Source organism: Pseudaeromonas sp. HNCC25DJ180 (assembly GCF_055413345.1).
In genome coordinates, this window is record NZ_JBVAYF010000009.1 from 140,786 (window position 1) to 160,114 (window position 19,329).

Annotated in this window: 31 protein-coding genes; 8 read left to right on the forward strand and 23 right to left on the reverse strand. The window is 54.1% G+C overall.

The features are described from left to right. Positions 1–8: 8 nt before the first annotated feature. From ACZYTD_RS10050 to ACZYTD_RS10135, 18 genes are all read right to left on the reverse strand, one after another. Positions 9–218 carry a hypothetical protein gene (locus tag ACZYTD_RS10050; protein ID WP_463891717.1) on the reverse strand — a complete coding sequence of 70 codons (210 nt, stop codon included), beginning with the start codon at positions 216–218 and terminating at the stop codon, positions 9–11. Further along, complete coding sequence (locus ACZYTD_RS10055) at positions 215–2,158, reverse strand: phage terminase large subunit family protein (RefSeq protein WP_463891718.1); 1,944 nt, start codon at positions 2,156–2,158, stop codon at positions 215–217. Before ACZYTD_RS10055 ends, ACZYTD_RS10050 begins: the two co-directional genes overlap by 4 nt. Continuing rightward, complete coding sequence (locus ACZYTD_RS10060; protein ID WP_463891719.1) at positions 2,133–2,672, reverse strand: terminase small subunit; 540 nt, start codon at positions 2,670–2,672, stop codon at positions 2,133–2,135. The genes ACZYTD_RS10055 and ACZYTD_RS10060 overlap by 26 nt, the downstream gene beginning before the upstream one ends. A 139-nt stretch (positions 2,673–2,811) precedes the next feature. Next, positions 2,812–2,988: an Rz1-like lysis system protein LysC gene (gene lysC, locus ACZYTD_RS10065; RefSeq protein ID WP_463891822.1), complete on the reverse strand. Its 177-nt coding sequence runs from the start codon at positions 2,986–2,988 to the stop codon at positions 2,812–2,814. Then, positions 2,960–3,373: a hypothetical protein gene (locus tag ACZYTD_RS10070; RefSeq protein WP_463891824.1), complete on the reverse strand. Its 414-nt coding sequence runs from the start codon at positions 3,371–3,373 to the stop codon at positions 2,960–2,962. Before ACZYTD_RS10070 ends, lysC begins: the two co-directional genes overlap by 29 nt. Next, positions 3,370–3,831 carry a glycoside hydrolase family 24 protein gene (locus ACZYTD_RS10075; RefSeq protein ID WP_463891720.1) on the reverse strand — a complete coding sequence of 154 codons (462 nt, stop codon included), beginning with the start codon at positions 3,829–3,831 and terminating at the stop codon, positions 3,370–3,372. The genes ACZYTD_RS10070 and ACZYTD_RS10075 overlap by 4 nt, the downstream gene beginning before the upstream one ends. Beyond that, positions 3,818–4,150, reverse strand: coding sequence for a phage holin, lambda family (locus ACZYTD_RS10080; RefSeq protein ID WP_463891722.1), 333 nt, complete (start codon positions 4,148–4,150; stop codon positions 3,818–3,820). The genes ACZYTD_RS10075 and ACZYTD_RS10080 overlap by 14 nt, the downstream gene beginning before the upstream one ends. Before the next feature lie 800 nt (positions 4,151–4,950). After that, the gene (locus ACZYTD_RS10085; RefSeq protein WP_463891725.1) at positions 4,951–5,151 is read right to left on the reverse strand and encodes a hypothetical protein; all 201 of its coding nucleotides are present in this window, start codon (positions 5,149–5,151) and stop codon (positions 4,951–4,953) included. 227 nt (positions 5,152–5,378) lie between these two features. Next, complete coding sequence (locus ACZYTD_RS10090; protein WP_463891727.1) at positions 5,379–5,963, reverse strand: hypothetical protein; 585 nt, start codon at positions 5,961–5,963, stop codon at positions 5,379–5,381. Continuing rightward, positions 5,960–6,343: a VRR-NUC domain-containing protein gene (locus ACZYTD_RS10095; protein WP_463891728.1), complete on the reverse strand. Its 384-nt coding sequence runs from the start codon at positions 6,341–6,343 to the stop codon at positions 5,960–5,962. The genes ACZYTD_RS10090 and ACZYTD_RS10095 overlap by 4 nt, the downstream gene beginning before the upstream one ends. Then, on the reverse strand, positions 6,340–7,335 hold the full coding sequence (locus ACZYTD_RS10100; RefSeq protein ID WP_463891729.1) for a DUF968 domain-containing protein: 996 nt from the start codon (positions 7,333–7,335) through the stop codon (positions 6,340–6,342). Before ACZYTD_RS10100 ends, ACZYTD_RS10095 begins: the two co-directional genes overlap by 4 nt. Next, positions 7,298–7,546, reverse strand: coding sequence for a hypothetical protein (locus tag ACZYTD_RS10105; protein WP_463891731.1), 249 nt, complete (start codon positions 7,544–7,546; stop codon positions 7,298–7,300). Before ACZYTD_RS10105 ends, ACZYTD_RS10100 begins: the two co-directional genes overlap by 38 nt. A 366-nt stretch (positions 7,547–7,912) precedes the next feature. Continuing rightward, the gene (locus ACZYTD_RS10110; protein WP_463891733.1) at positions 7,913–8,680 is read right to left on the reverse strand and encodes a phage antirepressor; all 768 of its coding nucleotides are present in this window, start codon (positions 8,678–8,680) and stop codon (positions 7,913–7,915) included. Positions 8,681–8,689: 9 nt separating this feature from the next. Continuing rightward, the gene (locus tag ACZYTD_RS10115) at positions 8,690–9,106 is read right to left on the reverse strand and encodes a DUF4406 domain-containing protein (RefSeq protein ID WP_463891735.1); all 417 of its coding nucleotides are present in this window, start codon (positions 9,104–9,106) and stop codon (positions 8,690–8,692) included. After that, entirely contained in the window at positions 9,096–9,425 is a 330-nt protein-coding gene (locus tag ACZYTD_RS10120; protein WP_463891737.1) for a hypothetical protein, read from the reverse strand. Before ACZYTD_RS10120 ends, ACZYTD_RS10115 begins: the two co-directional genes overlap by 11 nt. After that, positions 9,418–9,612: a hypothetical protein gene (locus tag ACZYTD_RS10125; RefSeq protein ID WP_463891738.1), complete on the reverse strand. Its 195-nt coding sequence runs from the start codon at positions 9,610–9,612 to the stop codon at positions 9,418–9,420. Before ACZYTD_RS10125 ends, ACZYTD_RS10120 begins: the two co-directional genes overlap by 8 nt. After that, the gene (locus ACZYTD_RS10130) at positions 9,612–10,091 is read right to left on the reverse strand and encodes a hypothetical protein (protein WP_463891739.1); all 480 of its coding nucleotides are present in this window, start codon (positions 10,089–10,091) and stop codon (positions 9,612–9,614) included. Before ACZYTD_RS10130 ends, ACZYTD_RS10125 begins: the two co-directional genes overlap by 1 nt. Further along, a complete protein-coding gene (locus ACZYTD_RS10135; RefSeq protein ID WP_463891741.1) occupies positions 10,069–11,103 on the reverse strand; it encodes a hypothetical protein in 1,035 nt (344 codons plus the stop codon). Before ACZYTD_RS10135 ends, ACZYTD_RS10130 begins: the two co-directional genes overlap by 23 nt. 323 nt (positions 11,104–11,426) lie before the next feature. On the opposite strand from ACZYTD_RS10135, the gene ACZYTD_RS10140 reads away from it, so the two are divergent. Then, a complete protein-coding gene (locus ACZYTD_RS10140; RefSeq protein WP_463891743.1) occupies positions 11,427–11,738 on the forward strand; it encodes a hypothetical protein in 312 nt (103 codons plus the stop codon). On the opposite strand, the gene ACZYTD_RS10145 is transcribed toward ACZYTD_RS10140, so the two are convergent. Continuing rightward, a complete protein-coding gene (locus tag ACZYTD_RS10145) occupies positions 11,710–12,120 on the reverse strand; it encodes a hypothetical protein (RefSeq protein ID WP_463891745.1) in 411 nt (136 codons plus the stop codon). The two genes, ACZYTD_RS10140 and ACZYTD_RS10145, sit on opposite strands and share 29 nt — an antisense overlap. 235 nt (positions 12,121–12,355) lie before the next feature. Here ACZYTD_RS10145 and ACZYTD_RS10150 point away from each other — a divergent pair, with 235 nt between their 5' ends. After that, complete coding sequence (locus ACZYTD_RS10150) at positions 12,356–12,805, forward strand: hypothetical protein (RefSeq protein ID WP_463891747.1); 450 nt, start codon at positions 12,356–12,358, stop codon at positions 12,803–12,805. Positions 12,806–12,912: 107 nt separating this feature from the next. On the opposite strand, the gene ACZYTD_RS10155 is transcribed toward ACZYTD_RS10150, so the two are convergent. Both ACZYTD_RS10155 and ACZYTD_RS10160 read right to left on the reverse strand, forming a co-directional pair. Further along, complete coding sequence (locus ACZYTD_RS10155) at positions 12,913–13,344, reverse strand: phage regulatory CII family protein (protein WP_463891748.1); 432 nt, start codon at positions 13,342–13,344, stop codon at positions 12,913–12,915. A 78-nt stretch (positions 13,345–13,422) separates the two neighbouring features. Then, positions 13,423–13,611, reverse strand: a complete 189-nt coding sequence (locus tag ACZYTD_RS10160) for a Cro/CI family transcriptional regulator (protein ID WP_463891750.1) — start codon at positions 13,609–13,611, stop codon at positions 13,423–13,425. 29 nt (positions 13,612–13,640) lie between these two features. Here ACZYTD_RS10160 and ACZYTD_RS10165 point away from each other — a divergent pair, with 29 nt between their 5' ends. After that, a complete protein-coding gene (locus ACZYTD_RS10165) occupies positions 13,641–14,384 on the forward strand; it encodes a LexA family protein (protein WP_463891752.1) in 744 nt (247 codons plus the stop codon). On the opposite strand, the gene ACZYTD_RS10170 is transcribed toward ACZYTD_RS10165, so the two are convergent. Beyond that, complete coding sequence (locus tag ACZYTD_RS10170) at positions 14,379–14,924, reverse strand: hypothetical protein (RefSeq protein ID WP_463891754.1); 546 nt, start codon at positions 14,922–14,924, stop codon at positions 14,379–14,381. The two genes, ACZYTD_RS10165 and ACZYTD_RS10170, sit on opposite strands and share 6 nt — an antisense overlap. Before the next feature lie 156 nt (positions 14,925–15,080). On the opposite strand from ACZYTD_RS10170, the gene ACZYTD_RS10175 reads away from it, so the two are divergent. After that, on the forward strand, positions 15,081–15,320 hold the full coding sequence (locus ACZYTD_RS10175) for a hypothetical protein (RefSeq protein WP_463891756.1): 240 nt from the start codon (positions 15,081–15,083) through the stop codon (positions 15,318–15,320). Here the strand turns inward: ACZYTD_RS10175 and ACZYTD_RS10180 are convergent. Then, positions 15,317–15,529 (reverse strand): hypothetical protein, encoded by a 213-nt coding sequence (locus ACZYTD_RS10180; RefSeq protein WP_463891757.1) that lies wholly within the window; start codon positions 15,527–15,529, stop codon positions 15,317–15,319. The genes ACZYTD_RS10175 and ACZYTD_RS10180 overlap by 4 nt on opposite strands. Before the next feature lie 636 nt (positions 15,530–16,165). Between ACZYTD_RS10180 and ACZYTD_RS10185 the strand changes: the two genes are divergently transcribed. The 4 genes from ACZYTD_RS10185 to ACZYTD_RS10200 all read left to right on the forward strand — a co-directional run bounded on the left by ACZYTD_RS10185 (position 16,166) and on the right by ACZYTD_RS10200 (position 19,316). Next, a complete protein-coding gene (locus ACZYTD_RS10185) occupies positions 16,166–16,468 on the forward strand; it encodes a hypothetical protein (protein ID WP_463891758.1) in 303 nt (100 codons plus the stop codon). Further along, positions 16,465–17,883, forward strand: coding sequence for a phage N-6-adenine-methyltransferase (locus tag ACZYTD_RS10190; protein WP_463891760.1), 1,419 nt, complete (start codon positions 16,465–16,467; stop codon positions 17,881–17,883). The genes ACZYTD_RS10185 and ACZYTD_RS10190 overlap by 4 nt, the downstream gene beginning before the upstream one ends. Positions 17,884–18,120: 237 nt before the next feature. Then, positions 18,121–18,810 carry a hypothetical protein gene (locus ACZYTD_RS10195; RefSeq protein WP_463891762.1) on the forward strand — a complete coding sequence of 230 codons (690 nt, stop codon included), beginning with the start codon at positions 18,121–18,123 and terminating at the stop codon, positions 18,808–18,810. Continuing rightward, positions 18,807–19,316 carry a class I SAM-dependent methyltransferase gene (locus ACZYTD_RS10200; protein ID WP_463891763.1) on the forward strand — a complete coding sequence of 170 codons (510 nt, stop codon included), beginning with the start codon at positions 18,807–18,809 and terminating at the stop codon, positions 19,314–19,316. The genes ACZYTD_RS10195 and ACZYTD_RS10200 overlap by 4 nt, the downstream gene beginning before the upstream one ends. Positions 19,317–19,329: the final 13 nt, after the last annotated feature.

Here is a 19,329-nt window from a genome sequence, read left to right on the forward strand (position 1 = left end):
TCACTTCCTCAGTTAAACGTAGCGAGCGCAGGTCCAGAGCGCCCTCCGCGCTGGAAATTTGCCAGTTTGGTTTCCCACTCCTGACGCCCCTTGCGGATTTCGCCGAGATTTTCACGCTGCAGCATTCGGTTGCCAAACATGATGTTCTTGCCTTCCAGCAAAGCCTTCTCTGCCTGCATATAGCGGGTCAGCATTTCTCTGATTTCTGTTTCGCTCATAGCCAACCCGTTCGGTTAACACTGCCAAGCCAGCCAGAGTTCTGACTGGCCTGAGCTGTGGGTTCTGGTTTTTCCACCGGAGTCGGTGGTACTGGTGAGACAACAGCCTGGCTCAAGTTGAGCCCGAAGTGCTGAACGCCAATTCGGATAGCAGCAAGAGAGTAAACGGCGCAATCCAGTGGTTCGTTGCGAACCCCCTTGGGGCACTCCCATCGATATACCCGCCGCCCCTTGATGAATTCCAGCTTCTTGCGCTCTGCGGTGAGCCCCTTGAAGTAGGCCTCATCAGCCCAGTCCGCCATGGGATGATGGCGATAGCCAGGGCATGGATCCGTCAGGTTCGGCGGTATCATCGCAAGTCTGGAATAGATGATGTCCTTGGCGTTGTCGGTTCCTACTTCAGTAAGGTAGACACCACGACGGTGACGCTTACGCGGCATGGTTGCTACTGGCTTGCCGTAGACATTCGCGCCCTTCACGGGGATCCACCTGTGAGGATGTGGCTTACAGAATCGATACACTTCATCGGTGTAGTGACCGCCGGAGTCGATGCAGCCGATCCGGATGTCTAGCTGGGTACCGTCGGCACGGGTAAAGCTGCGGGTCAGCTGCTCGCGCAGCTTGTCCCAGATCTCCTGTCGGTCCAGATCGCCGAACAGGCGGCCATATTCGATGGGCCAGTGTTCTTCCCCTGAGCCCCAACCCGTAATCTCATATTCGAAACGGTCGTCCTGAACATCGATCCCGGCGGTTAAGTAGAGAACACGATGCGGAACTTGTGCATTCCAGACCTCGCGGCGGGCGGCGATGGCTTCCCATTCCAGCTTTTCTCCCGTCTCTTCTTCCCAGGTTTCCCCTAGAGTGGTATTGACGAAGGTCTTGAGCTTTCCCTGGTCGGCCTTGGCCTTGAAGAAGTCTTTGACGATCTGCACCCAGGTGGTGAATGGGCTGTAAGCCGTCCAAATATGCCAGGTCACTGACTCCGGGGTGTCGGTTGGTTTCACATGCTCATCAAACCAATCGATGCCGTCTTTGGTGCGCAGCCCAGTTCGATCACAAATCCAGATGCCGTCTTTAGGATCCAGCTCTGATTGCTTGATAACGCAGCCGGTGTGTTCACATTGGTAAAACGCCGTGCGCGGATCATCTCCATCCCATTTGATGCCGAATGCGCAATCAGGCCCGCCCCACTTTAGGTGCTGTAGCTCCCCGCAATGAGGGCATGGGACATGGAATCGCATCAGATGCGGTGACTCACTCGCTGCCCGTTCAATCTGGCACTGGCCCGCAATTTTTGGGGTTGAGCCACGAATCGATTTAGGCCACGTCGACCCCTCGATGCGCTTATCCCCCAGGAACGTGGGAGAGCCTTCTTTCTCAACATCTGGGTCAAAGGCCGCGAGCTCGTCATAGATAACAGCATCTACGGATTTTTCTCGGTAGTTCTTTGCGGCTTTCCCACCAAGTACCCACAGCCCGCGGCCATTTGTGAACCGCTTCGCACTGAGCGTGTTATCTCTGTGTTTCTTGCCATACCAAGGCGCCAACTCCCGGAGACGCGGGACATCCCGGATCGCCGGTTCGACGTGTGCCTTCATGAAGTTCTCGGCATCACCGTCTGTCGGCTGGAATAGCAAGCAGTTACGCTTTTTGTGCTCCAGCAAGAAGGCTGTCACACCGAGCAGCATTTTCGAGTATCCAACCCGGGCAGACTTCATCAGGTTTACTTCCCGGATGTCGTCGTTCCCCATGCTGTTGATGATTGCCACCTGGAACGGCAGCGTCTCCCAGCGACCCTCCTGATAGGATGACTCCACCGGCAGATAGTAGTGCTCGTTCATCCACTCCACAGCCGTCATTGGGCGAGGCCTGTGAAGTGCAGTCAGGCCAGCGCCGAGCTGCTTGCTTAAGCTGTCAGCCTGAACCTGCGATATATTCATCGAGCAACTCCGGAAGCATGCCGTCTAAGGCAGCAGCGATGTTCTGCGCCTTAACGATCTCCCGCTTAATATGCTCGATATGCCGAGTCTCAAGTTCAGGGAACCGGCGGCGAACGTTGAGAGGGACAGTGTCAAGGATGCTGCCTATCTGGGCTGCAATTCTCGACAAGACAAACATGGCAAAAGCGGTTTCAACCACCTCTTTTGTGGCCTTCTGGTTAGCCAATATCTGTGCATCAGCCCTGGCCCTGGTAAGCCGGTGATTCTCGTATTCGATAGTCCCCTCAGGGAACTCAGTAATATGGGAATCAGAAAGATCCTGAATACGACTATTCAGCGGCTCACATTTCCTATCTGCGAACCACTCCATCACATCTTTGATGGAGTACATGTTTTCACGGCCTCTGCCACCCTCGACAGCTATCGGCATGCCCTGCTTTTGCCAGTTTGACAGGGTTCTGACATCAACATCTATCAGCTCAGAAAGCTCTGTTTTGTTAACAAATCGCGGCATCGATTTATGCTCGAAGATAGGAAGGAAGGAAACGGTATTTTTTTGCGCTCATATGTAGCGACTCACTGCGCGTCCGCGCACCCGTAATGGGGGCACCCGCCGGAGGGACCCGCTCAAATCCGATTCATTGCAGAATCCACTATCGCTTGTCCGTATCGCGATGCTGCGCGACCCACTCATTTAGGGCATCAATCTCCTTGTGGCACACAGCGAATGCGCCTTGCAGCACTTCGGCATGATCTACCGCATCTCCGTAGGTGAGCCCTAGGAACTCAGGCTCTGCACATTCAGGGATAAGGTCGGCCGGAGGCAGCATGGTCTCCACTTGCACCCGCGTCACTACCTGAGGAGCGGAGCAGGCTGATAGCAGAAGCAGGCAAGCGCACAGTAGCGCATGACTCAGTAGACAGTGCTTGCTGTATAGCACGCTGATCTCTCCTTGCTTGGCTGCTAACAGCAGCAACAGCAGCTCGCTTGCCTACTGTTATCTGATCGTTTGCCTTAGTGTCTTCGCTCTTGGTCTTGATAGCCGCAGCATTGGCAGTCGCGGCATCAAGCATGGTTTGGTTGGCCTGCTGAAGTGATTGGGCTTGCCCTTGAAGAGCGGTAGTCTCTACACGCATGGCCATGATGATCAGCACAGCGATTGCCACCAGGATAAGCAGCACGATGATGGCCCAACGCTTGGCTATCTCAATCATGGTATTGACCCACCGAACTCAATGTACTTGGCTATCAGGTCACCGACCTTATGCTCACGCTGGCCATACCCGGCACCTGGCAGGCTGGCCCATATGTTGGAGCAGCGACTAATGGCCTGCTCGACTTGCCCCGACTTAATCAACCCGTAGGCATTTCGCTCCTTGATCTGCTGGATAGCGATCTTGTCTTGGCTGACCGGGGAGAAATCCGAAAGGCCAAGCTGTTTGCGGTACGGCTCGTAGTAGCGAGCCAGCAACTGATAGCGCCCGGCCGCGGTGGACTTAATCTTTGCATTAACCTGAACCAGTAGGTTCGGGTGCTTGCTGTAGTCAGTGAAGAAACCCGCCGGGTCAACGATATCGTTATACCCGTCATCTCCTTTGCCTATCGTCCCCTCACTCCACGCCAACATATCGAGGAACGCGACCACATTCGGATGTTCATTAACTCTGGCCATCGCCGCCCACCTTCTTTGTCAGGAACAGCTCTGCAGCAGACCGGAGCTTATCCACTCCGAGAAAACCAACCATCCCACCAATGAACCCGCTGGCTGAGGTAGGAACCCCAATCCATTCCATCGCGCTCATCAACGACAAGCTAATAGCGCCACACATCAATGACTCAAGAACACGCTGCCGCAACGTACCACCAGAGTAGGTTACCCGGATGTAGGCCGTGACCAACGCAAGACAGGCGCCGTAAATAGTCGGCTGGTGTGCGCCAATCCAGCTCAGCATGAAGGCCAACAGGCCAGGGTCTCTGTTCGGCATCTTCATATCCACCACCCCGGCGGGGCCACAAATGAAAAAGCCCCGACAAACGTCAGGGCTCAGAAATGAGAAAACCCACACTAGGTGGGTTCAGAGCGGAAAAACCGCAGCATGGGAATTTAAGCACTAAATTTGGGGAGTTTCAACTATACAACATCAGCATGTTGTGTTTTTCGCAATTATGCACCGCAAAATTCAGAAGCATCAATCAATACATTGTCACTATAGACACCACCGATTCTAGATCTGTTTCTGACCGCATTCTTCTTGTCAGAAAATGCAGGGAACGGGTTATGGCATGGAGAGAAGCCAAGGACAACAAGCTCTTTATGCATCATTCCGCGCCATGTGTAGTGGATCACTGCCGGCGATGTCATCGGGCCCAAGTTCTCATGCCTAATATTTTTCGTTCCATACCTTCCGGTATCTATATGTGGCCCAGCATGGTAATGCCAAACATTAGCCGCTCTGTACCCATCACCACCAGGTATAACCCCACCAGATCCATTTACCCAGCTTCTCTTATTCCGGCCAGGAAGAGAATCGCCACTCAGGCACTTGGTTATGAAGTCAACTAGCGACCCCATCTCATGAGAATCTAGGTGCGGCATGTCCTTGAAGGAATCACTATTTAGCCTTCCATAGACAAAGCTGGTGTGAAAATGAACAATTACGGGCATGCCTGAGCCTCACATATAGAATATGAGGCATATTTTAACTAGGCAGTATGGATTTTAACAAATGGATTATCTGTGGATAACTGAAGAAACTTGTGGATAATTTTTACAAAACTAGCTCTACACTGCTCATACGGATGAGGAAAGCTCGCTAAAGTTCTCGATCTCAACAGGAAGGCCTTGCGCCTTGCGCGCCTTGGCTTGAATGGCCATGCACTTTGCCATAACCTCGTCACGCGACATTTGACCACTGAAAGTAGCCCCAAATTCGTTTGAACGGCGAGCTCTAGCGATCATGGGATCAGTCATATTGTGAGTGGCTTTTTTCATATCACATCTCCAAGTCCCTATAGTTAGAGCTTAGTACACAGTTAACAACTAAGAACAACTGTTCACATATCACTCAGAGGGGGCCGCATCATACACAATGAGTGCCACCGATTCAAGATAGGTTTTCATCCGTGAAACCTTGCATCCTTTATCTCAGGGATAGCCTTCACTTTCAATACCAGAGACCAAATTTATGACGATAGCATTTATCAGTTATGTGACACGCATTATGCAGCCGCACATTTCACGGCGATGACATGAACATGAGTATCCATCTCGGCAATAATCCTGCCAACTTCTGTAATCACTGCATCATGAGAAGCCCCCCACCCCTTATGATCAATCCCACACGCTGCCGCCATCGCCCGTTGTGACATCCTTGGGCGCCCAGTGCCATGGCATCGAGGGCAATCACCCATCCCTTCTTTGAACTCCGCATGGCCTCCTTTGTTGACCACAGGAACATAGCCACCTGTATGAACCTTACCAGCACCGTCACAGATATTGCAGATCGGGGCCATATACTCCTGCAGGGCTACCTCCACCAGCCCAGCTCTGGTTTCACGCTTGAGGCGGTAACGGTTAATGCCGCAAAACAAGTCGATGCTCATCTGCAGATAACGCACCACAGGCAGCAGCTTGGCCTCGTGGCCACAGTAGCGGTAATAGGCCCAGTCGAGCGCCGGACCCTTGAGCCCTTTAAGCAACCCCACCCGATCGGCAAAGTCCCATACTGGCTCTCCACCAAACCCCATACCGTCAATCTGCTTTGCTCTGGGGGTCAGTCCCGCCAACACCATCGCCACATTCATGCCACCACTCCCCTGCTCAAATAGGCCTCGATGGCCGCCTTGGCCTCATCTAACCCGCGACACACAACCGCCTCATGTCCCAAGGCTTTCATCTTCTCAATCCAGACCTTCTGCTCTGCGCTGACACGAGCCTGCGCTGGCTTTGGGGCTTTCATCTCAATCCACAGGCCATGACTACCAGCCACCGGGATCGGCAGGTGCAGATCGCTAACCCCTGCTTTAACCCCTTGCGCCTTCATTCGCGCCCCTTCTCTGGCATCCCGGCGTCCGCCATTTGGGATGGCATACAGGTAGTCAGCCAGCATTCCACCGGCATCAACTCTCTTCACCCTGGCCCAGTTGAACAGGGCCGCTTGGTGCTGATCTTCTAGGTGTCTCAAACCAAGGCCCCCTCTTTCAATGCTCTATCCAGAGTGGCGACCAAGTGCTGCAGCTGGCTGCCGTGTTTACGCTCCCACCCGGCAACATGCCGGTGCAGTTCATCGTGGTGCTGCCGGCACATAGGGATAACGAAGAGGTCATGGGCCTTGCCGCCCATCTTCCCCTGCCCATGCCCAATCAGGTGATGCGGATCATCGGCCTGGGCCCCGCATACCACACACGGCAAAGCCTTCACATATCGGGTGTAGTTGGCACAGGTCCACACCATCGGCTTTGGCCGTAACATCAATCGAGCAGGGGGCTCAGCATCTACTACCAACTCCCGAACCGGCTTGGCCATGCACTGCAGCTGATCGCCCGGGTGCGGTAAATACCGGTCATCGGTATCACTGAACCCCAGTGGCTTGCGAACCAATCCGGATTCTGGACGCCCCAGCACCTCCCTGGCCACGGTATCTGGCAGCAGATTGATGCACCCAGACATAGTCATCCACCAGCACAACTCAGGCATGGTCAGGGCATGAGCGGCCGGGTGTCCAAGCTCAGCATTAACCCGACTCAGCCAGTAGGCCGCCTGGTTCCGCCTGGCCAGCACCGCCAATTCTTCACCATTCCCGATGTCATGATCGTGGATCCAGCACAGCCTCACCCAGCTGCTGCCAACCTGCCGGGTGATGATCTCCTTGTGGCAATGATCACCGCCGATCTGGCATCCGCATCCATGGGTAACGAAGTTGCGCAGCCCATTCTTATTCCAGTCACTGCCCTTAGTCAGGGCCTGCCAAATGGCATCCAGGCGCAGATCTTCTTGCAATGGTGACTCAGCAAAAGCTGAGAGCTCGACCAGCCCAGGCTGATGAGCATCGAGAGTGGCCGGCGCCGGGGCCACCACTACCCTACCCTTGCCGACAAGCTGCAACTGCTGACCCAGCTTCAGGACCAACAACCCCAACTCATTCACCGGTACCGCTGTTGCCAGAACTGCCTGCACCCTGCTTCTCCCCCATCATTTCACGCAGCTTTTCGCGGACCTTCTCCACAAAAAACGCCTTCTTGCCACTCGACAACCCATAGAGCATCGACATGTAAAGCGATGCGACCTTTAATGCCTTCCTCTCCAGCTCTATCCGATCCCGGATGGTTACCTCCGGCATCCGGTGCTTTTCGAGCCTGATTGAGTGCCTGCTCCACCTCTCTGACATGCTCTTGCCGCCTTAAACTGCTGCCGATAGTGGTTTAGCCAGTGCCGGAAATACTCCTGGTGCTCTACCGGGCATTGCTCGACTTCTTTCCTGATCTGCTCTTGTGTGACCATCCCATCTGCCAGCTGCTGACATAGGCCATAACCTTTTATATGCCAGTGCGTTCGCACCACATCCTCTGGAGTCAACGGCGCCAGCATCATTACCGCCCTCTCTGTTTACGATAGGGGGCAGGTCTGTTTGCCTTGATGTCTGGAGAGCTCACCTTCAAACGCCGTGGGACGGCCCGCATCGGTCCCCCGAACCCAGGGTGAACCTTTACTTCACACAGGGCGGCCAGCTCGCGCTCATCTTCATAATGACCGCTCACGCTGCCACCCCCTTCAATACCCCAGCCTCGATCAGCTTGGTGGTTAGCCACTGCTGGCCCTTGCCGGTGATCAACGGGGTAAAGCTCAAACGGGTTTCGCCGTTCGCCTCGTAGTGACTTTCCCGCACAGAGAAATAGCCACGATCCAGATACTCCTGAAACGGAAGGTTGCGTCGATGGCCATTGCCACCCATCAGGATCCGCATATCCCTCAACTGGTCGAACAGCTTTAGCGGCCCCAGGCCCAGGGTCTTGGCAAAGTTGCTGATCTGGACACCCTTCTCGGCACTGGCAATCTTCTTGGCAAACTCAACCGCCGAGGCCTGGTTGGCTATCGTCTTCTTGGCATGCTCAAGCTCTGCTGTCTTGCGGACGATCACCGACTGGGCAACCTGCAGCGCCTTGGCCATGATCAGCTCAGGATCATCCTGCTCTTGCCCGGCTATATAGCCACCATGCCGGCGGATGGAAGGAAGCACGTCACCAGTAACCCAACGCTTGAAGTGTTTGGCCTCTGGCTTGCTACTACCCAGGATGGCTGAGAACAACCCGGACTCATTGATGACAGTCACACCTCGATTCCCAAAACCTACAAGATGTCGGTTTTGCTTTTCGTCATCATCCAGGCGGCGGGTCATCGCCTCCGTATCGCTATAGCCAAGGGCCTCGGCTACATCCATGGCAACAAACCACGGCTCCCCCACCTCATCTGCTACGATCCGCACCAGGCCAAATTGCTCACTGTCAAAATGCATCAGATCCATGACTACCCCCTACGCCAACAGCGCCTTATGGCCACGCACCCAAGGCTTACCTTCCACAGGCTTGCCCATATCCAGAGACACCTGAACCAGCGCGAATGCCTGAGAACGGGTGAACTCCATATTGGCCCCCTTGCTCTCCCGCCATCCCGGTAAGAACGCCACCGTGTTGCAGGTCATCATCATCGGGATAGCGATGCTCATGTAGTCATGGTGCTCCCAACCATCCGGCAAGATAGCGGGGTTCATGATCAGGGCCCCCTGACCCTTGAGGTATTCCTCTGCAGCGAAGAATGACGCTCGGTTCAGATCTGGGTACCCAGTCATTGGCCCGGCTATGTAGACTTTGCGGCCCAACAGCTCAATAGGGCGCTGATCTTCACAGCACTCAACAGCCGGCTGATAAAGCGGAAGTGTCTTAGCGTCCATTGACCACCTCCGCCTTTGGCAACGCCCAGCGGTAGGCCCTGGCCAACCAGTGGTCTAGCGCCATAACCCAACGGCCAAGCATGGCAATGCAGAGCAGTACCAACAGCGCTAAGCGCCTCAGTGCCACCAGGATGAATCGCACTATCAGCCCAGGGCATAGCAGAACCGCCCAGAACAGGAGTACAGAGCCAACAATGCTCACTGCACCCTGCAGATACTCCTCATGCGAAACCGCCGCATGAGCCGGAGCAGTAAACGCAGCAACCAAGAAGATCACAATCGCCGCCGAAACCATCACACCCACCAGTAACTTACCCATGTCTCTCACTCTCCTTCCGCACCTGGGCGGCTAGCTCTCTCAGTTCTCTGCTGGCATCTGCCAGCCCCAAATCACCACCAACCCAGTCAGGATCAGCGTTCACCCACTCGGCACCATCACTCAACACGGCAAACCCAATCATGGTCAGCGCCAGCAGCACGGCCAGACCAATCAGCACCACCTCCATCAGCCGATCCTCCCGGTCACAGTCACACCCTTGGCTCTGGCCATGTTTGCCTCCGCTGAAACCTCAGCAGCCAACGCGGCCTCTCCATCGCTGATCTCCCCTCGCAGCTGCCGAACCTTTACCACCATCGCCAGGGCGGCCATCGATACCGTCACGCCAGTAGCGGCTTGGCCCTTCCCCAATGCATCCCGTATCTCGCCCGGGCGAGGGGCATAAATTCGAGAAGAATCTGACCCCATCCCCAGAACCACATCACGGATAGCCTTTGGGCTATGGCCCTTTAGCACCAACCCGTAGGCCATGGCCGAGCCATTGGCATTGGCGTTCAGCTGGGCTGTGCTGGCAGGCCACAATCCGGCCATCATGGGCAACAGCTCGTCAGCCAGGAATACCGCCATTCGGTCTGTCACTCCCAGACCATCCTGGGACACCAACGCATTCCCCATGGGGGTCACCTCACAGCGGTGTGTCATCGTCATAGCTCACGGCTCCAGATTGCTTGATGGCTTTGGCCGCTGCTTGGGCGGCAGCCAGGTTGCTCAACGCACCATGGCGCTGGGTCTTGTCTTGTTCGGCATTGGCTCGCTTGAGCTGCAGGGTGTCCCACTGGTTGCGCAGCTTGGACGGCGCTTGGCAGAACTCGAGCTCACGGCGATGTGAGCACACGAACGCGAACAGCTCGCAGATCTCACGGTGGGTCCGGCCGTCACGCTCCCGCATCAAGCGGATCTCGTTTGCCCAGCGGGTGTGGTCTTGCGCTGAGTGCTTCGGTGCAGTCAGGCCCCGGGTCTCGAAGGCTTTGGCTCTGGTGTCTCTGAACCAATTTGTGCAGGTCAGATCATCCACAGTTCCCCAGAGCAGGCTCTTCCCGCTCCGGCCATGGATTGCCGCTTCAGGTGGAATGGCTGTGTCATCAGGAGGGGTTGAGGGCGCTTCAGCGAACTCATACCCAACAGGGGTTTTATCTAGATCTATAGTTTGTTTATTTGTTTTATTATTTAGATCTTCGGCGTGCAATTCCGCGGGTAATTCCGCGCCTAAATCCGCGGGTAATTCGTTGCTATACCCCTCCGAGCCCAGTGCTGGCGCGGCTTTCAAATTGGCATCCAATTCCGCGAAATTAGTTTCATCAAATACGCGGGTAATTCCGCGCTGATAGTCGTCATAGTTGCTCAACTCAATGACCGTATACCCTCTCGAACCACGCTGAGTAACCCGGCTAATCATGCCATCACGCTCGAACGCCTCCAGAGAGCGCCTGGCGCTGTCCTCACTCACTCCGCACTCATGAGCCAGCTTGGCCACAGAGGTAACAATCTGCCCACGCTGGCGGCGGATAGTGTTGCGATTGAAGGTCACAGCATCACTGTCATAAGAGGCCTCCAACATCAGGTGAACCCACACGGCAAACCGCTCCGGCATGTTCTTGAATGGAACACTCAACAGGCTCCGATACATCAGCACAAAGCCTGTGCGCTTGTTGTCTGCCACTCGTTCCCCCTTGACCTCAGGGGTAGCCTGCGGCCGCCCGAACTCGGCTCTCACCACACTACCCATGCGTCACCCCCAGAACAGCTCGGCGACCAGCTACACGGGTGGCCAATTCGTTAATCAGGTCAGCCAGCGTTAACCGACGACCCTCCAGTAGAAAAATTGCTTTGCTTGATGTACTCTTTTCCATGTTCACGGTCTCCTTGTGGCCTCGTGTTCCGTGCCCCGACTGTTCGCTCAGTGCGGGGCGTTTCTTTTTTGGTGGCCTGTTCCCTGATACGATTGACTCTCTCACAAGCAACCGTTCTACCAAGGAACAAGCCATGACCTACGACTACTTCATCCAATTCCTGACCCAGCACGACACCGACCTAATCCCGGATAGCGCCGTTTCGTTCAAACACGCACTTCAGGTTGGAGACGTTATCCAGCTGGATGAAGGCGGTGAATATCACCTGATCCGCCTCATCACCCACTCTCCAGCGGGGTTAACCCTCCATCTCTCTGGTAAGGGCCAAGACATCAAAGACTTGTTGCTATCCGAGCCTGAGCTCATCTACCAAGACAAAGGCCCAAACGGTAATTTAGTAGAGCCGTTGGACGTGGTTATTCAGTGGCAAAAGATGACTCGTTAACTCCATGATCTACGAGGGGATCAACGCCAGCCGCTGGCGGCCCCTCTTTCTTAACCCGCTCAATAGGCTTAAAAGCAGCCTCTCGAACCAGCTCCTTACGCGCATTACTCATTTCAAAAACGCCTTGCCGCACCACTGCCTGATCAACTTCATCCAGCATCTGGTCGATCACCTCTTGCGGGGCACATGACAGCAAACGGTTGAAGACAATAGTCATCACCGAGTTGGCTAGATCGTGAACCTTCAATGACGGCCCGGGATTGAATGGCATGCAGAGATAGCGGCTGTTGCTCGCATCCACACCATTGCCGGTGCAGCTAATCGCCGACCGTAAGCGCTGGGTTAACAGGTCTATCCTGTAGTTGTTGAATTTCTCGCTCATCACAGTCCCCTCATCTTCAAGGTCTTTATCCCCAATTCATGCCCTTAACGCCGGGCCGCGACCTGTTTGGGTCAGGCTTCCTTCTTGTGTTATGGTTCAGCTGTCTAATTCCCAACCAACAACACAGGAGTCAATATGCTGATAGACAAAGGCAATGCTCAGGTTCCTTACCGGCCTGTTCCGCCTCCTCCAGCACCAACACCGCCAAAGCAGTAACTAACAAAGGGATACCGCCATGAAAGACCACGATTTGCTCTTCAACATCCGCTACACTTTCCACCTGGAAACCATGCAGGCCACGCTGTGCGGTCGTATCGACCGGGCTATGAGCATCGGTCAGATCTTCCTTGGTGCCATGTGCGCCGGATTTGTCTGGCTGGCCCCACTCGCCGGAGCGATCATCGCATTGCTGTCGGCGGTATCCCTTGTGTGTCAGTTCGGAGCCCGGGCGGTTCGTGCAGAGCAACAGGCCAGAAGCGCCAAGAATCTGCTGGCTTTTGATGGCGATGAGGAAGAGCTCAAACAGCGATTCCTGGCTATTCAGGAGAACGACAGCGAGGTATTCGGCGCCCTGCGCAGTGCGGCTCATATCCGGGCATCCATCGCTCTTGGTATTGAAGATGTTCATCAACTCACCCCGTTCGAAAAACTCTGCTCTTGGCTAGCCGGTGACCTTCCCCGCTAACCCCTGTCAGAACTTCTGACAATTCCAAACCCAACAGCTCAATGGCACTATGCAGATGACCATAAGTTTCCCCGGCCTGTTCCGCTTCCGCTGTCAGCCGGGGTTTTTTATGCCCGCAGTTCTCTAACCTGACCGCCTATCTCAGCATCCAAACTCAGCAGATCTCGGATGGCATCCTGAACCCGATGGCCAATATCCCGGCGCTCATGCTTGTCGATTACCCCGTCCTTGCGGGCCTCTCGGTATGCCGCAAACACCTGGGCCACCGACTCGCTAACGATCATCACCAGGTCGGCCAGCTCTTCATCACTGGTAACGCCAGCAGGAACGTCCACTAGCACAGCCCCCCTGGATGCTGCCCAGGCCTCAAGGATCCCGTTGTCATCGCTCAGCTCAGTTATGGCCACGGCCTCACCCAGGTTCAGGTGGTTGGCATCACAATCAGGGTTCAGCTTGTTTGCCAAGATGACCTGAGACTTACCCAGCAGCCGGGCCAGCTCGCTGATGTTGTGCCGTTGCCCCAGCTGTTGGGCTGCCACCAAAACATCCGAGCATGAATCCCCACATGGGGTTAATGAGCGATTACTCTTTTTATCTGCCATCATCGGCCTCATGAATTAGTGGCTGGCCTTGCGGTAGTCGTCAGGGTTGAACTTGAGCAGGCCATTGGTCAGCTCATCTATCTGGCGAGCACGGAGTTCAGGGATTACATCGGGCCACCGACAAACGGCGGGATGTTTTATGCCCAACGCCTTGGCAACCTCGGACACGCCACCGAAATGGTCTAACACGCTTTGCTTTTTCATCGTTCACACCCAATGGAATGGATGCCTCAATGTACCAATCGTTACATAAACATGCAACCACAGTTACCAAGCCATCGCGTAACATTTGTTACCCGGATAATAATTTGTTAGGTGATGACGTGGGTGCATTCGGTGACAGAGTTAGAGCAAGAAGAGTTCAGCTAGGGCTAACTCAAGATCAGGTTGCCAAGCTGGTTTCTGTTAGCCGAGTGGCCATTACAAAGTGGGAAAATGGAACTACTCAGCCTGAAGGCGAAAACCTTTACAGTTTATCTAAAGCCCTAAATTGTGCTATTGAATGGCTTTTGTTTGGAAAATCTGAAATTGAATTAAAAGAGAGCGATGCTCTTTATTCTATCCAGGCAAAAAGGGTTCCGCTTATATCATGGGTTCAGGCCGGATCATGGACAGATACTTGCAATCCAGTAACCTTGGCGGACTGTACAGACTGGATATCTACAACATCAAATGTTTCAGCTAATGCATTTGCCTTGACGGTTAGAGGCGATAGCATGCAGCGAGCGGAAGGCCAGAGCATTCCTGATGGGGCAAAGATCATTGTTGACCCAAAATTTGACCCTGATTACATTGCGGGGAAAGTAGTAGTCGCGATGCTAGATGGTGGCAACGAGGCAACCGTAAAAGAGTTGGTGGTTGACGGGCCAAGTCGCTACCTAGTGCCATGGAACACACGATTTAACCCGATTCCTATCAATGGTAACTGCCGTATTATCGGCATAGTAAAGCAGGTGGTGATTGATCTGTGCCTATGATTTCTTATCACCACAATGCGGGCATACTTGTGCATAGGCGTAGATCTTCTCTCCACACATAACACACCGCTCACGATCTTTCTCTTCCAGCGCAAAGGCGATGACAATGCCAAGAGGACCAAGTAGCGCTCCAAACCATATCCCTTCAAGAGCGTTACCTGTTCTGCGCCCAACGTAATATCCGGTAATGCTAAATGGGGCAATCAGACCAAGCATTACATAAAGAGGCCATGGTACTGAGCTGCTCCTGGCGGTCATATACACGACAAGAAAAACAGCAATAACAGTAAGAACAACAAGCACAATATTGTTTTTACCTGCGTTTGTATTTCTATCTGCTTTTATAGTCTGATTTAAAAGCTCTTGCTTGCTAGTTGATATCGTCGCTGATACTGAACTGTACACAGGTTCTGTTGGGGTTATTTTTTCTTGCTTTAGTTCAGAGCCGAACTTACGCCTGTCAAACCCACACTGATTACAGTGAGCCTCTTCACCCTCTATCAAATTGCCACACTTAGGGCATTCCACGATTTCATCCATACCACCTCCACACCGTTAAAGACCCATGTTTCATAGCCCCATACTGGGCAAAAAACAATAGTTAGCCCTTGCTTGGTAATTTTTGTTACATGCATCATTGACAGCAAATGTTCCCATAGTTACATTGACTCAAGGCTAACGACCAAAGAGGCATCTATGAGCACAGAACAGAAACCAAGAGGCATGACTCCACCAGCAGACCGTGAGCAGAAGCGCTGGATTTCTCAGCAAGAGATTTTGCTCATTGCCATGAAAGCGGCAGCAGTCATCGATGAAGAACTGGATAAAGCAAAAGAGGCCGGAGTGATGGTTTGTGACAACACCAAGGACAAACTGCTCTCCGCATTGGTTAACACAGGATCAGCCTGGTTAGAGGTTAAACGAACAGATATTTAACGGCTAGTGGCCGCCGTGGAATCAACCTTTGCAACTACGGAATCGAACACGACATTGAACATCTGTTCAAAGGTAGCTGAATCGTTGGTGGTACCAGCTTGGCGAGCAATGGCAGCGGTGTAGTTATGGGCGTTATTTGTCTCAAGTGCGGCCAAGTGTTCCAAGGCCATTTTAGCAATTTCGAGACGATCTTCTCTTGGTAGCGACATAGCGTTTTCTCTCTTGTGGTGTAGGAACTCAAGAGAGTACCACGGGGCCGGCCGTGGCGAAATTACCGGCACAAATTAGGAAGTCACCCCAGCCGGAGGTGGGACATAACACCGGCAACCGGGCCAGCAGCCTCCGCGGCGCTCCCTCGGAAAGATGAGAGACACATCGACCGAGGTGTAACCGAAAAATGACTGGTTACCGGCTGACGCTGGAAAGACAGCAGAAACTAGCTGGCCGGCTAGTTCCACCTGGTGAAAGGCCAGGCCCGATTGGACTGGTTAGGCGTAACACCCTAGCCAACCCAATACGGAACACGCTCTTTAACAATCAGATTTCATCATCACGCCAGGATCCGCAGGTGAACAACACAGCGCACCGACCGGCAGACGTTAGACCAGCACGGCCGCTGATGCGAAGCAGCCAGGCGTGATGAATAGATTGGCGGTGACACTCTGCTGGGGAAACCTGGGTGATGAGTCGCAACGGGAACAGCGCCCCGCACCGCCCACAACTGGGATTGCTCTGAAATGGTAGGCCTGCCGGATCTTGTGGCTCACACGCAAAGATGCAGAGCAATCCACAGTTGTGGTGAATGGCAACCACAGAGATAGGACATGACATCAACAGGAGTGGGTATGGGTAGACAAGCATCAGTCCAGCGCCGCCAATTAGCAGACGTTCTGGCTGGCCATGCAGGCAAGAAAAGCATCGCAGAACTCGCTAAGGAGCTGGGACGGTCAGAGGCATACATTCGCTGCACCGCCCAGGCCTACGGCATCAGCATGGCCATGCCAAAGCTGACCGATGAAGACCGTGGTCTTATGCGAGCGCTTCGTGAATCTGGCATGAAGCTGGACCTCATCGCCGAGAAGTTCGATTGCGCCCTGTCTACTGCCCAATCCATCTGCCGTGGCGTTAAGAAAGGAGTTCCGGCATGAACCAGTACGCACAACGCCTTCTCGAACTGCAGTCTAGGCCAAGCCACAAGCTGAAAGAAATCGGCGATCAGTGGCAAACACCTAAGCCGCTGGCCTGGGGCCTGTTCCACCACTTCGCCCCGAAGATCGGGCCTGTGGTGCTAGACCTGTTTGCCGACATGAGCAATGCCCTGGTGGGTTGCTTCTACACCGCAGCCGATAACGCACTGCAGCAAGACTGGGCCGGTGACTCTCGCCGCCAAGGCGGGGCATGTTTTGCTAACCCGCCCTACTCTCGCCCTGAATGCGATGAGGATGGTAACGCCATCACCGGCATGGAGCCCATCTTGGACTACTGCCGCGAACAACGGGACCAGGGTGCCAAGATCATGCTGCTCATCAAGGCAGCAACCTCAGATGGTTGGTGGCCCGAAGATGCCGATTTCATTCAATTCATATCCGGCCGCATCGGGTTTGAATCCCCAAACTGGTACGCCCCAGCGGATCCGGTGAAAGACAAGCCCTCATCCAGTGGGTTCGCCTCGGCTGTCGTCATCTTCGACCGCGACTGGAAGTGGGAGCGCCGCCCCATTGAGCGGCTGAACCGGGATGACCTCATCACCACAGGAGAGATCATCCTGGGCATGATTGATTCCCGTGCAGCCCAGCTGGTCAGCCAGCTACAGGGGACTGTCCACACTCCAGGCACAGCCGTACCCACTGAAACTGTGGATAACCTGCCTGACGCCAATCAGGCATCGGTAACGAAACCACCACCAATCAGCACCTTGCATATCTATCAAAACCTTGTTGGACAGTGGGCAGCAAAAATCATGCACGATGATCTGCAAGTGGCCGCAGTAGGCGGCTTGGATAGTGCTGATGAGGCCCTGGCCGCAGGTGATGATCTTGGTGTGCATTATGACAACATCATCATGGAACAGCCTGCAGCAGAACAGGGCATTGACGATGAAGCACCGCTAAATGATCAGCTTCCAATGCCTGGCCTGGATGAACCACAGGGAGAGCAGGTAGACCCGTCATTCCTGCAGGTGGTCAACAAGTCGTTACCAGAGCTGTTCTTCGGCTACAACAATGGCGATCTGGCCTGCGACAACTGGGGGAAATTCGTTATTACCCTGACCGTCCTATTCGGCAAGCAAGAAACCTATACCGCACAGCAGATCCGCTTTGCCCTATGCGGCGATGAGCCAGGACTGACCTCAATAAGTGATGAGATAGCGGATCAGATCGTCAAGTGCGGCATGGTCATCACCGAGACAGAGAAACACCTACCTCTCAGTGATGCCGAACGCCAACTGGTTATCCTCTCCTGTCTAGAGGTGATTTCCGATAGAGGGATGACTCCACTTGTGTCACTCATCAAGCTGGCCAGGGATGTGGTCACTGAAAGCCGTTGCGAGGTGGCAGCATGAGCAAGACAGAGGCTTCAGTGAATGCCATTAACCTGAGGATGGCTATCCGCGGGCGCAACCAATCGTTCTTATCACCTTCTGATAAGTCATTCGACTGGTCATCTAGGGTTTATCGGAAAGCAACTGGAAAGCGAGCAAAGCACGGGGTGCCAGCATGATCCTTCGCTACCACGTTGAAATTCTGGCGCTGGCCGTGTTCGGCGCCCTCGTTATTGCGTGTTTGAGTTGAGGTGCAGGATGACAGATTTTTATTTGCGAGACTCCCGCAGCAATGTTGGATCAACATGTGTTTTCTGGGCTAAATATGGGTGCGGTTACACATCGAACCTCGATAAGGCAGAGCGATTCACGCTTGAGCAGGCCCAGTGTCATATCAACAGCCGCGAGACAGATATTCCGCTCAGCGCGTCTCTTGTCAATGATGTGGAAACAGTGCGCGTTGATCACCAGCACCTTGATACGAATCAGTCTGGAATCAGCGAAGAGTGCAATCAGTATGTCCTCCATACTCGCCAGGGCGACTATGACGGAAATGACATTTATTGGAAGTCACAAAGCGGCCACAGCGTCAATCTGCGAGAAGCCTTGGTGCTTACGTTAGATGAAGCAGCCCACGCCAAAAAGCTGATGGATGGGGTAGGAATTTACCCACTGGTCTATGTGCTTAGCATAGGTCGCCGCACTCTGCAGGCATCGAACATCAACCCGCGACGGATGATTACAGCCGCCGGGATCCGGAAGCCAAAACGCCGCCGCCAGAGACCAACTTCCGGCCGCACTCGCGGCAACTGCCCACACTGCGGGAAAGTCACATGGGGATTTAACCCATATGAGGCATACAGCTGCGCAGAGGCAGCGAACGAGAAACTTGGCTGGCAGCTTCATAGCTCATGCGACAGCGTTCCTCGCCAAGGAGGTGCAGCATGAGTGAATCACCTCGCGTACTCGACCCATGTTGCGGCAGTCGAATGATGTGGTTTGACCGGGCGAATCCAGATGCAGTGTTCGGCGATAAGCGCAGCGAGACGATCACCGTAACCGACCGCAGTCATCGTGAAGATGGGACCAGAACGCTGACAGTCAGCCCTGACATGCTGATGGACTTTCGAGACCTTCCATTTCCTGCCGAGACATTCCGCCTTGTGGCTTTTGACCCACCTCACCTGGTACGAGCTGGGCCAAAGTCGTGGCTGGCTGCTAAGTACGGGAAGCTTGGTGTGGATTGGCGTGATGACTTGCGGCAAGGCTTTGCTGAGTGCTTCCGAGTATTGCACCAGGATGGAGTGCTGGTATTTAAGTGGAATGAGACACAGGTGAAGTTATCAGAGGTTCTGGCGCTCACACCTTATCAGCCACTGTTTGGGCATACGTCAGGCCGTAACGGATTAACCCACTGGCTGGTGTTCATGAAACCAGAAGGAGCCTCCTCATGACCAAATCAATTCT

Bases quoted from the DNA above. Each gene is read 5' to 3' on its own strand.
- ACZYTD_RS10050 (WP_463891717.1), bottom strand. From the start codon at position 218: ATGAGCGAAACAGAAATCAGAGAAATGCTGACCCGCTATATGCAGGCA.
- ACZYTD_RS10055 (WP_463891718.1), bottom strand. From the start codon at position 2,158: ATGAATATATCGCAGGTTCAGGCTGACAGCTTAAGCAAGCAGCTCGGC.
- ACZYTD_RS10060 (WP_463891719.1), bottom strand. From the start codon at position 2,672: ATGCCGCGATTTGTTAACAAAACAGAGCTTTCTGAGCTGATAGATGTT.
- lysC (WP_463891822.1), bottom strand. From the start codon at position 2,988: ATGCTGCCTCCGGCCGACCTTATCCCTGAATGTGCAGAGCCTGAGTTC.
- ACZYTD_RS10070 (WP_463891824.1), bottom strand. From the start codon at position 3,373: ATGATTGAGATAGCCAAGCGTTGGGCCATCATCGTGCTGCTTATCCTG.
- ACZYTD_RS10075 (WP_463891720.1), bottom strand. From the start codon at position 3,831: ATGGCCAGAGTTAATGAACATCCGAATGTGGTCGCGTTCCTCGATATG.
- ACZYTD_RS10080 (WP_463891722.1), bottom strand. From the start codon at position 4,150: ATGAAGATGCCGAACAGAGACCCTGGCCTGTTGGCCTTCATGCTGAGC.
- ACZYTD_RS10085 (WP_463891725.1), bottom strand. From the start codon at position 5,151: ATGAAAAAAGCCACTCACAATATGACTGATCCCATGATCGCTAGAGCT.
- ACZYTD_RS10090 (WP_463891727.1), bottom strand. From the start codon at position 5,963: ATGAATGTGGCGATGGTGTTGGCGGGACTGACCCCCAGAGCAAAGCAG.
- ACZYTD_RS10105 (WP_463891731.1), bottom strand. From the start codon at position 7,546: ATGTCAGAGAGGTGGAGCAGGCACTCAATCAGGCTCGAAAAGCACCGG.
- ACZYTD_RS10110 (WP_463891733.1), bottom strand. From the start codon at position 8,680: ATGGATCTGATGCATTTTGACAGTGAGCAATTTGGCCTGGTGCGGATC.
- ACZYTD_RS10115 (WP_463891735.1), bottom strand. From the start codon at position 9,106: ATGGACGCTAAGACACTTCCGCTTTATCAGCCGGCTGTTGAGTGCTGT.
- ACZYTD_RS10120 (WP_463891737.1), bottom strand. From the start codon at position 9,425: ATGGGTAAGTTACTGGTGGGTGTGATGGTTTCGGCGGCGATTGTGATC.
- ACZYTD_RS10125 (WP_463891738.1), bottom strand. From the start codon at position 9,612: ATGGAGGTGGTGCTGATTGGTCTGGCCGTGCTGCTGGCGCTGACCATG.
- ACZYTD_RS10130 (WP_463891739.1), bottom strand. From the start codon at position 10,091: ATGACGATGACACACCGCTGTGAGGTGACCCCCATGGGGAATGCGTTG.
- ACZYTD_RS10140 (WP_463891743.1), top strand. From the start codon at position 11,427: ATGACCTACGACTACTTCATCCAATTCCTGACCCAGCACGACACCGAC.
- ACZYTD_RS10145 (WP_463891745.1), bottom strand. From the start codon at position 12,120: ATGAGCGAGAAATTCAACAACTACAGGATAGACCTGTTAACCCAGCGC.
- ACZYTD_RS10150 (WP_463891747.1), top strand. From the start codon at position 12,356: ATGAAAGACCACGATTTGCTCTTCAACATCCGCTACACTTTCCACCTG.
- ACZYTD_RS10160 (WP_463891750.1), bottom strand. From the start codon at position 13,611: ATGAAAAAGCAAAGCGTGTTAGACCATTTCGGTGGCGTGTCCGAGGTT.
- ACZYTD_RS10165 (WP_463891752.1), top strand. From the start codon at position 13,641: ATGTACCAATCGTTACATAAACATGCAACCACAGTTACCAAGCCATCG.
- ACZYTD_RS10170 (WP_463891754.1), bottom strand. From the start codon at position 14,924: ATGGATGAAATCGTGGAATGCCCTAAGTGTGGCAATTTGATAGAGGGT.
- ACZYTD_RS10175 (WP_463891756.1), top strand. From the start codon at position 15,081: ATGAGCACAGAACAGAAACCAAGAGGCATGACTCCACCAGCAGACCGT.
- ACZYTD_RS10180 (WP_463891757.1), bottom strand. From the start codon at position 15,529: ATGTCGCTACCAAGAGAAGATCGTCTCGAAATTGCTAAAATGGCCTTG.
- ACZYTD_RS10185 (WP_463891758.1), top strand. From the start codon at position 16,166: ATGGGTAGACAAGCATCAGTCCAGCGCCGCCAATTAGCAGACGTTCTG.
- ACZYTD_RS10190 (WP_463891760.1), top strand. From the start codon at position 16,465: ATGAACCAGTACGCACAACGCCTTCTCGAACTGCAGTCTAGGCCAAGC.
- ACZYTD_RS10195 (WP_463891762.1), top strand. From the start codon at position 18,121: ATGACAGATTTTTATTTGCGAGACTCCCGCAGCAATGTTGGATCAACA.
- ACZYTD_RS10200 (WP_463891763.1), top strand. From the start codon at position 18,807: ATGAGTGAATCACCTCGCGTACTCGACCCATGTTGCGGCAGTCGAATG.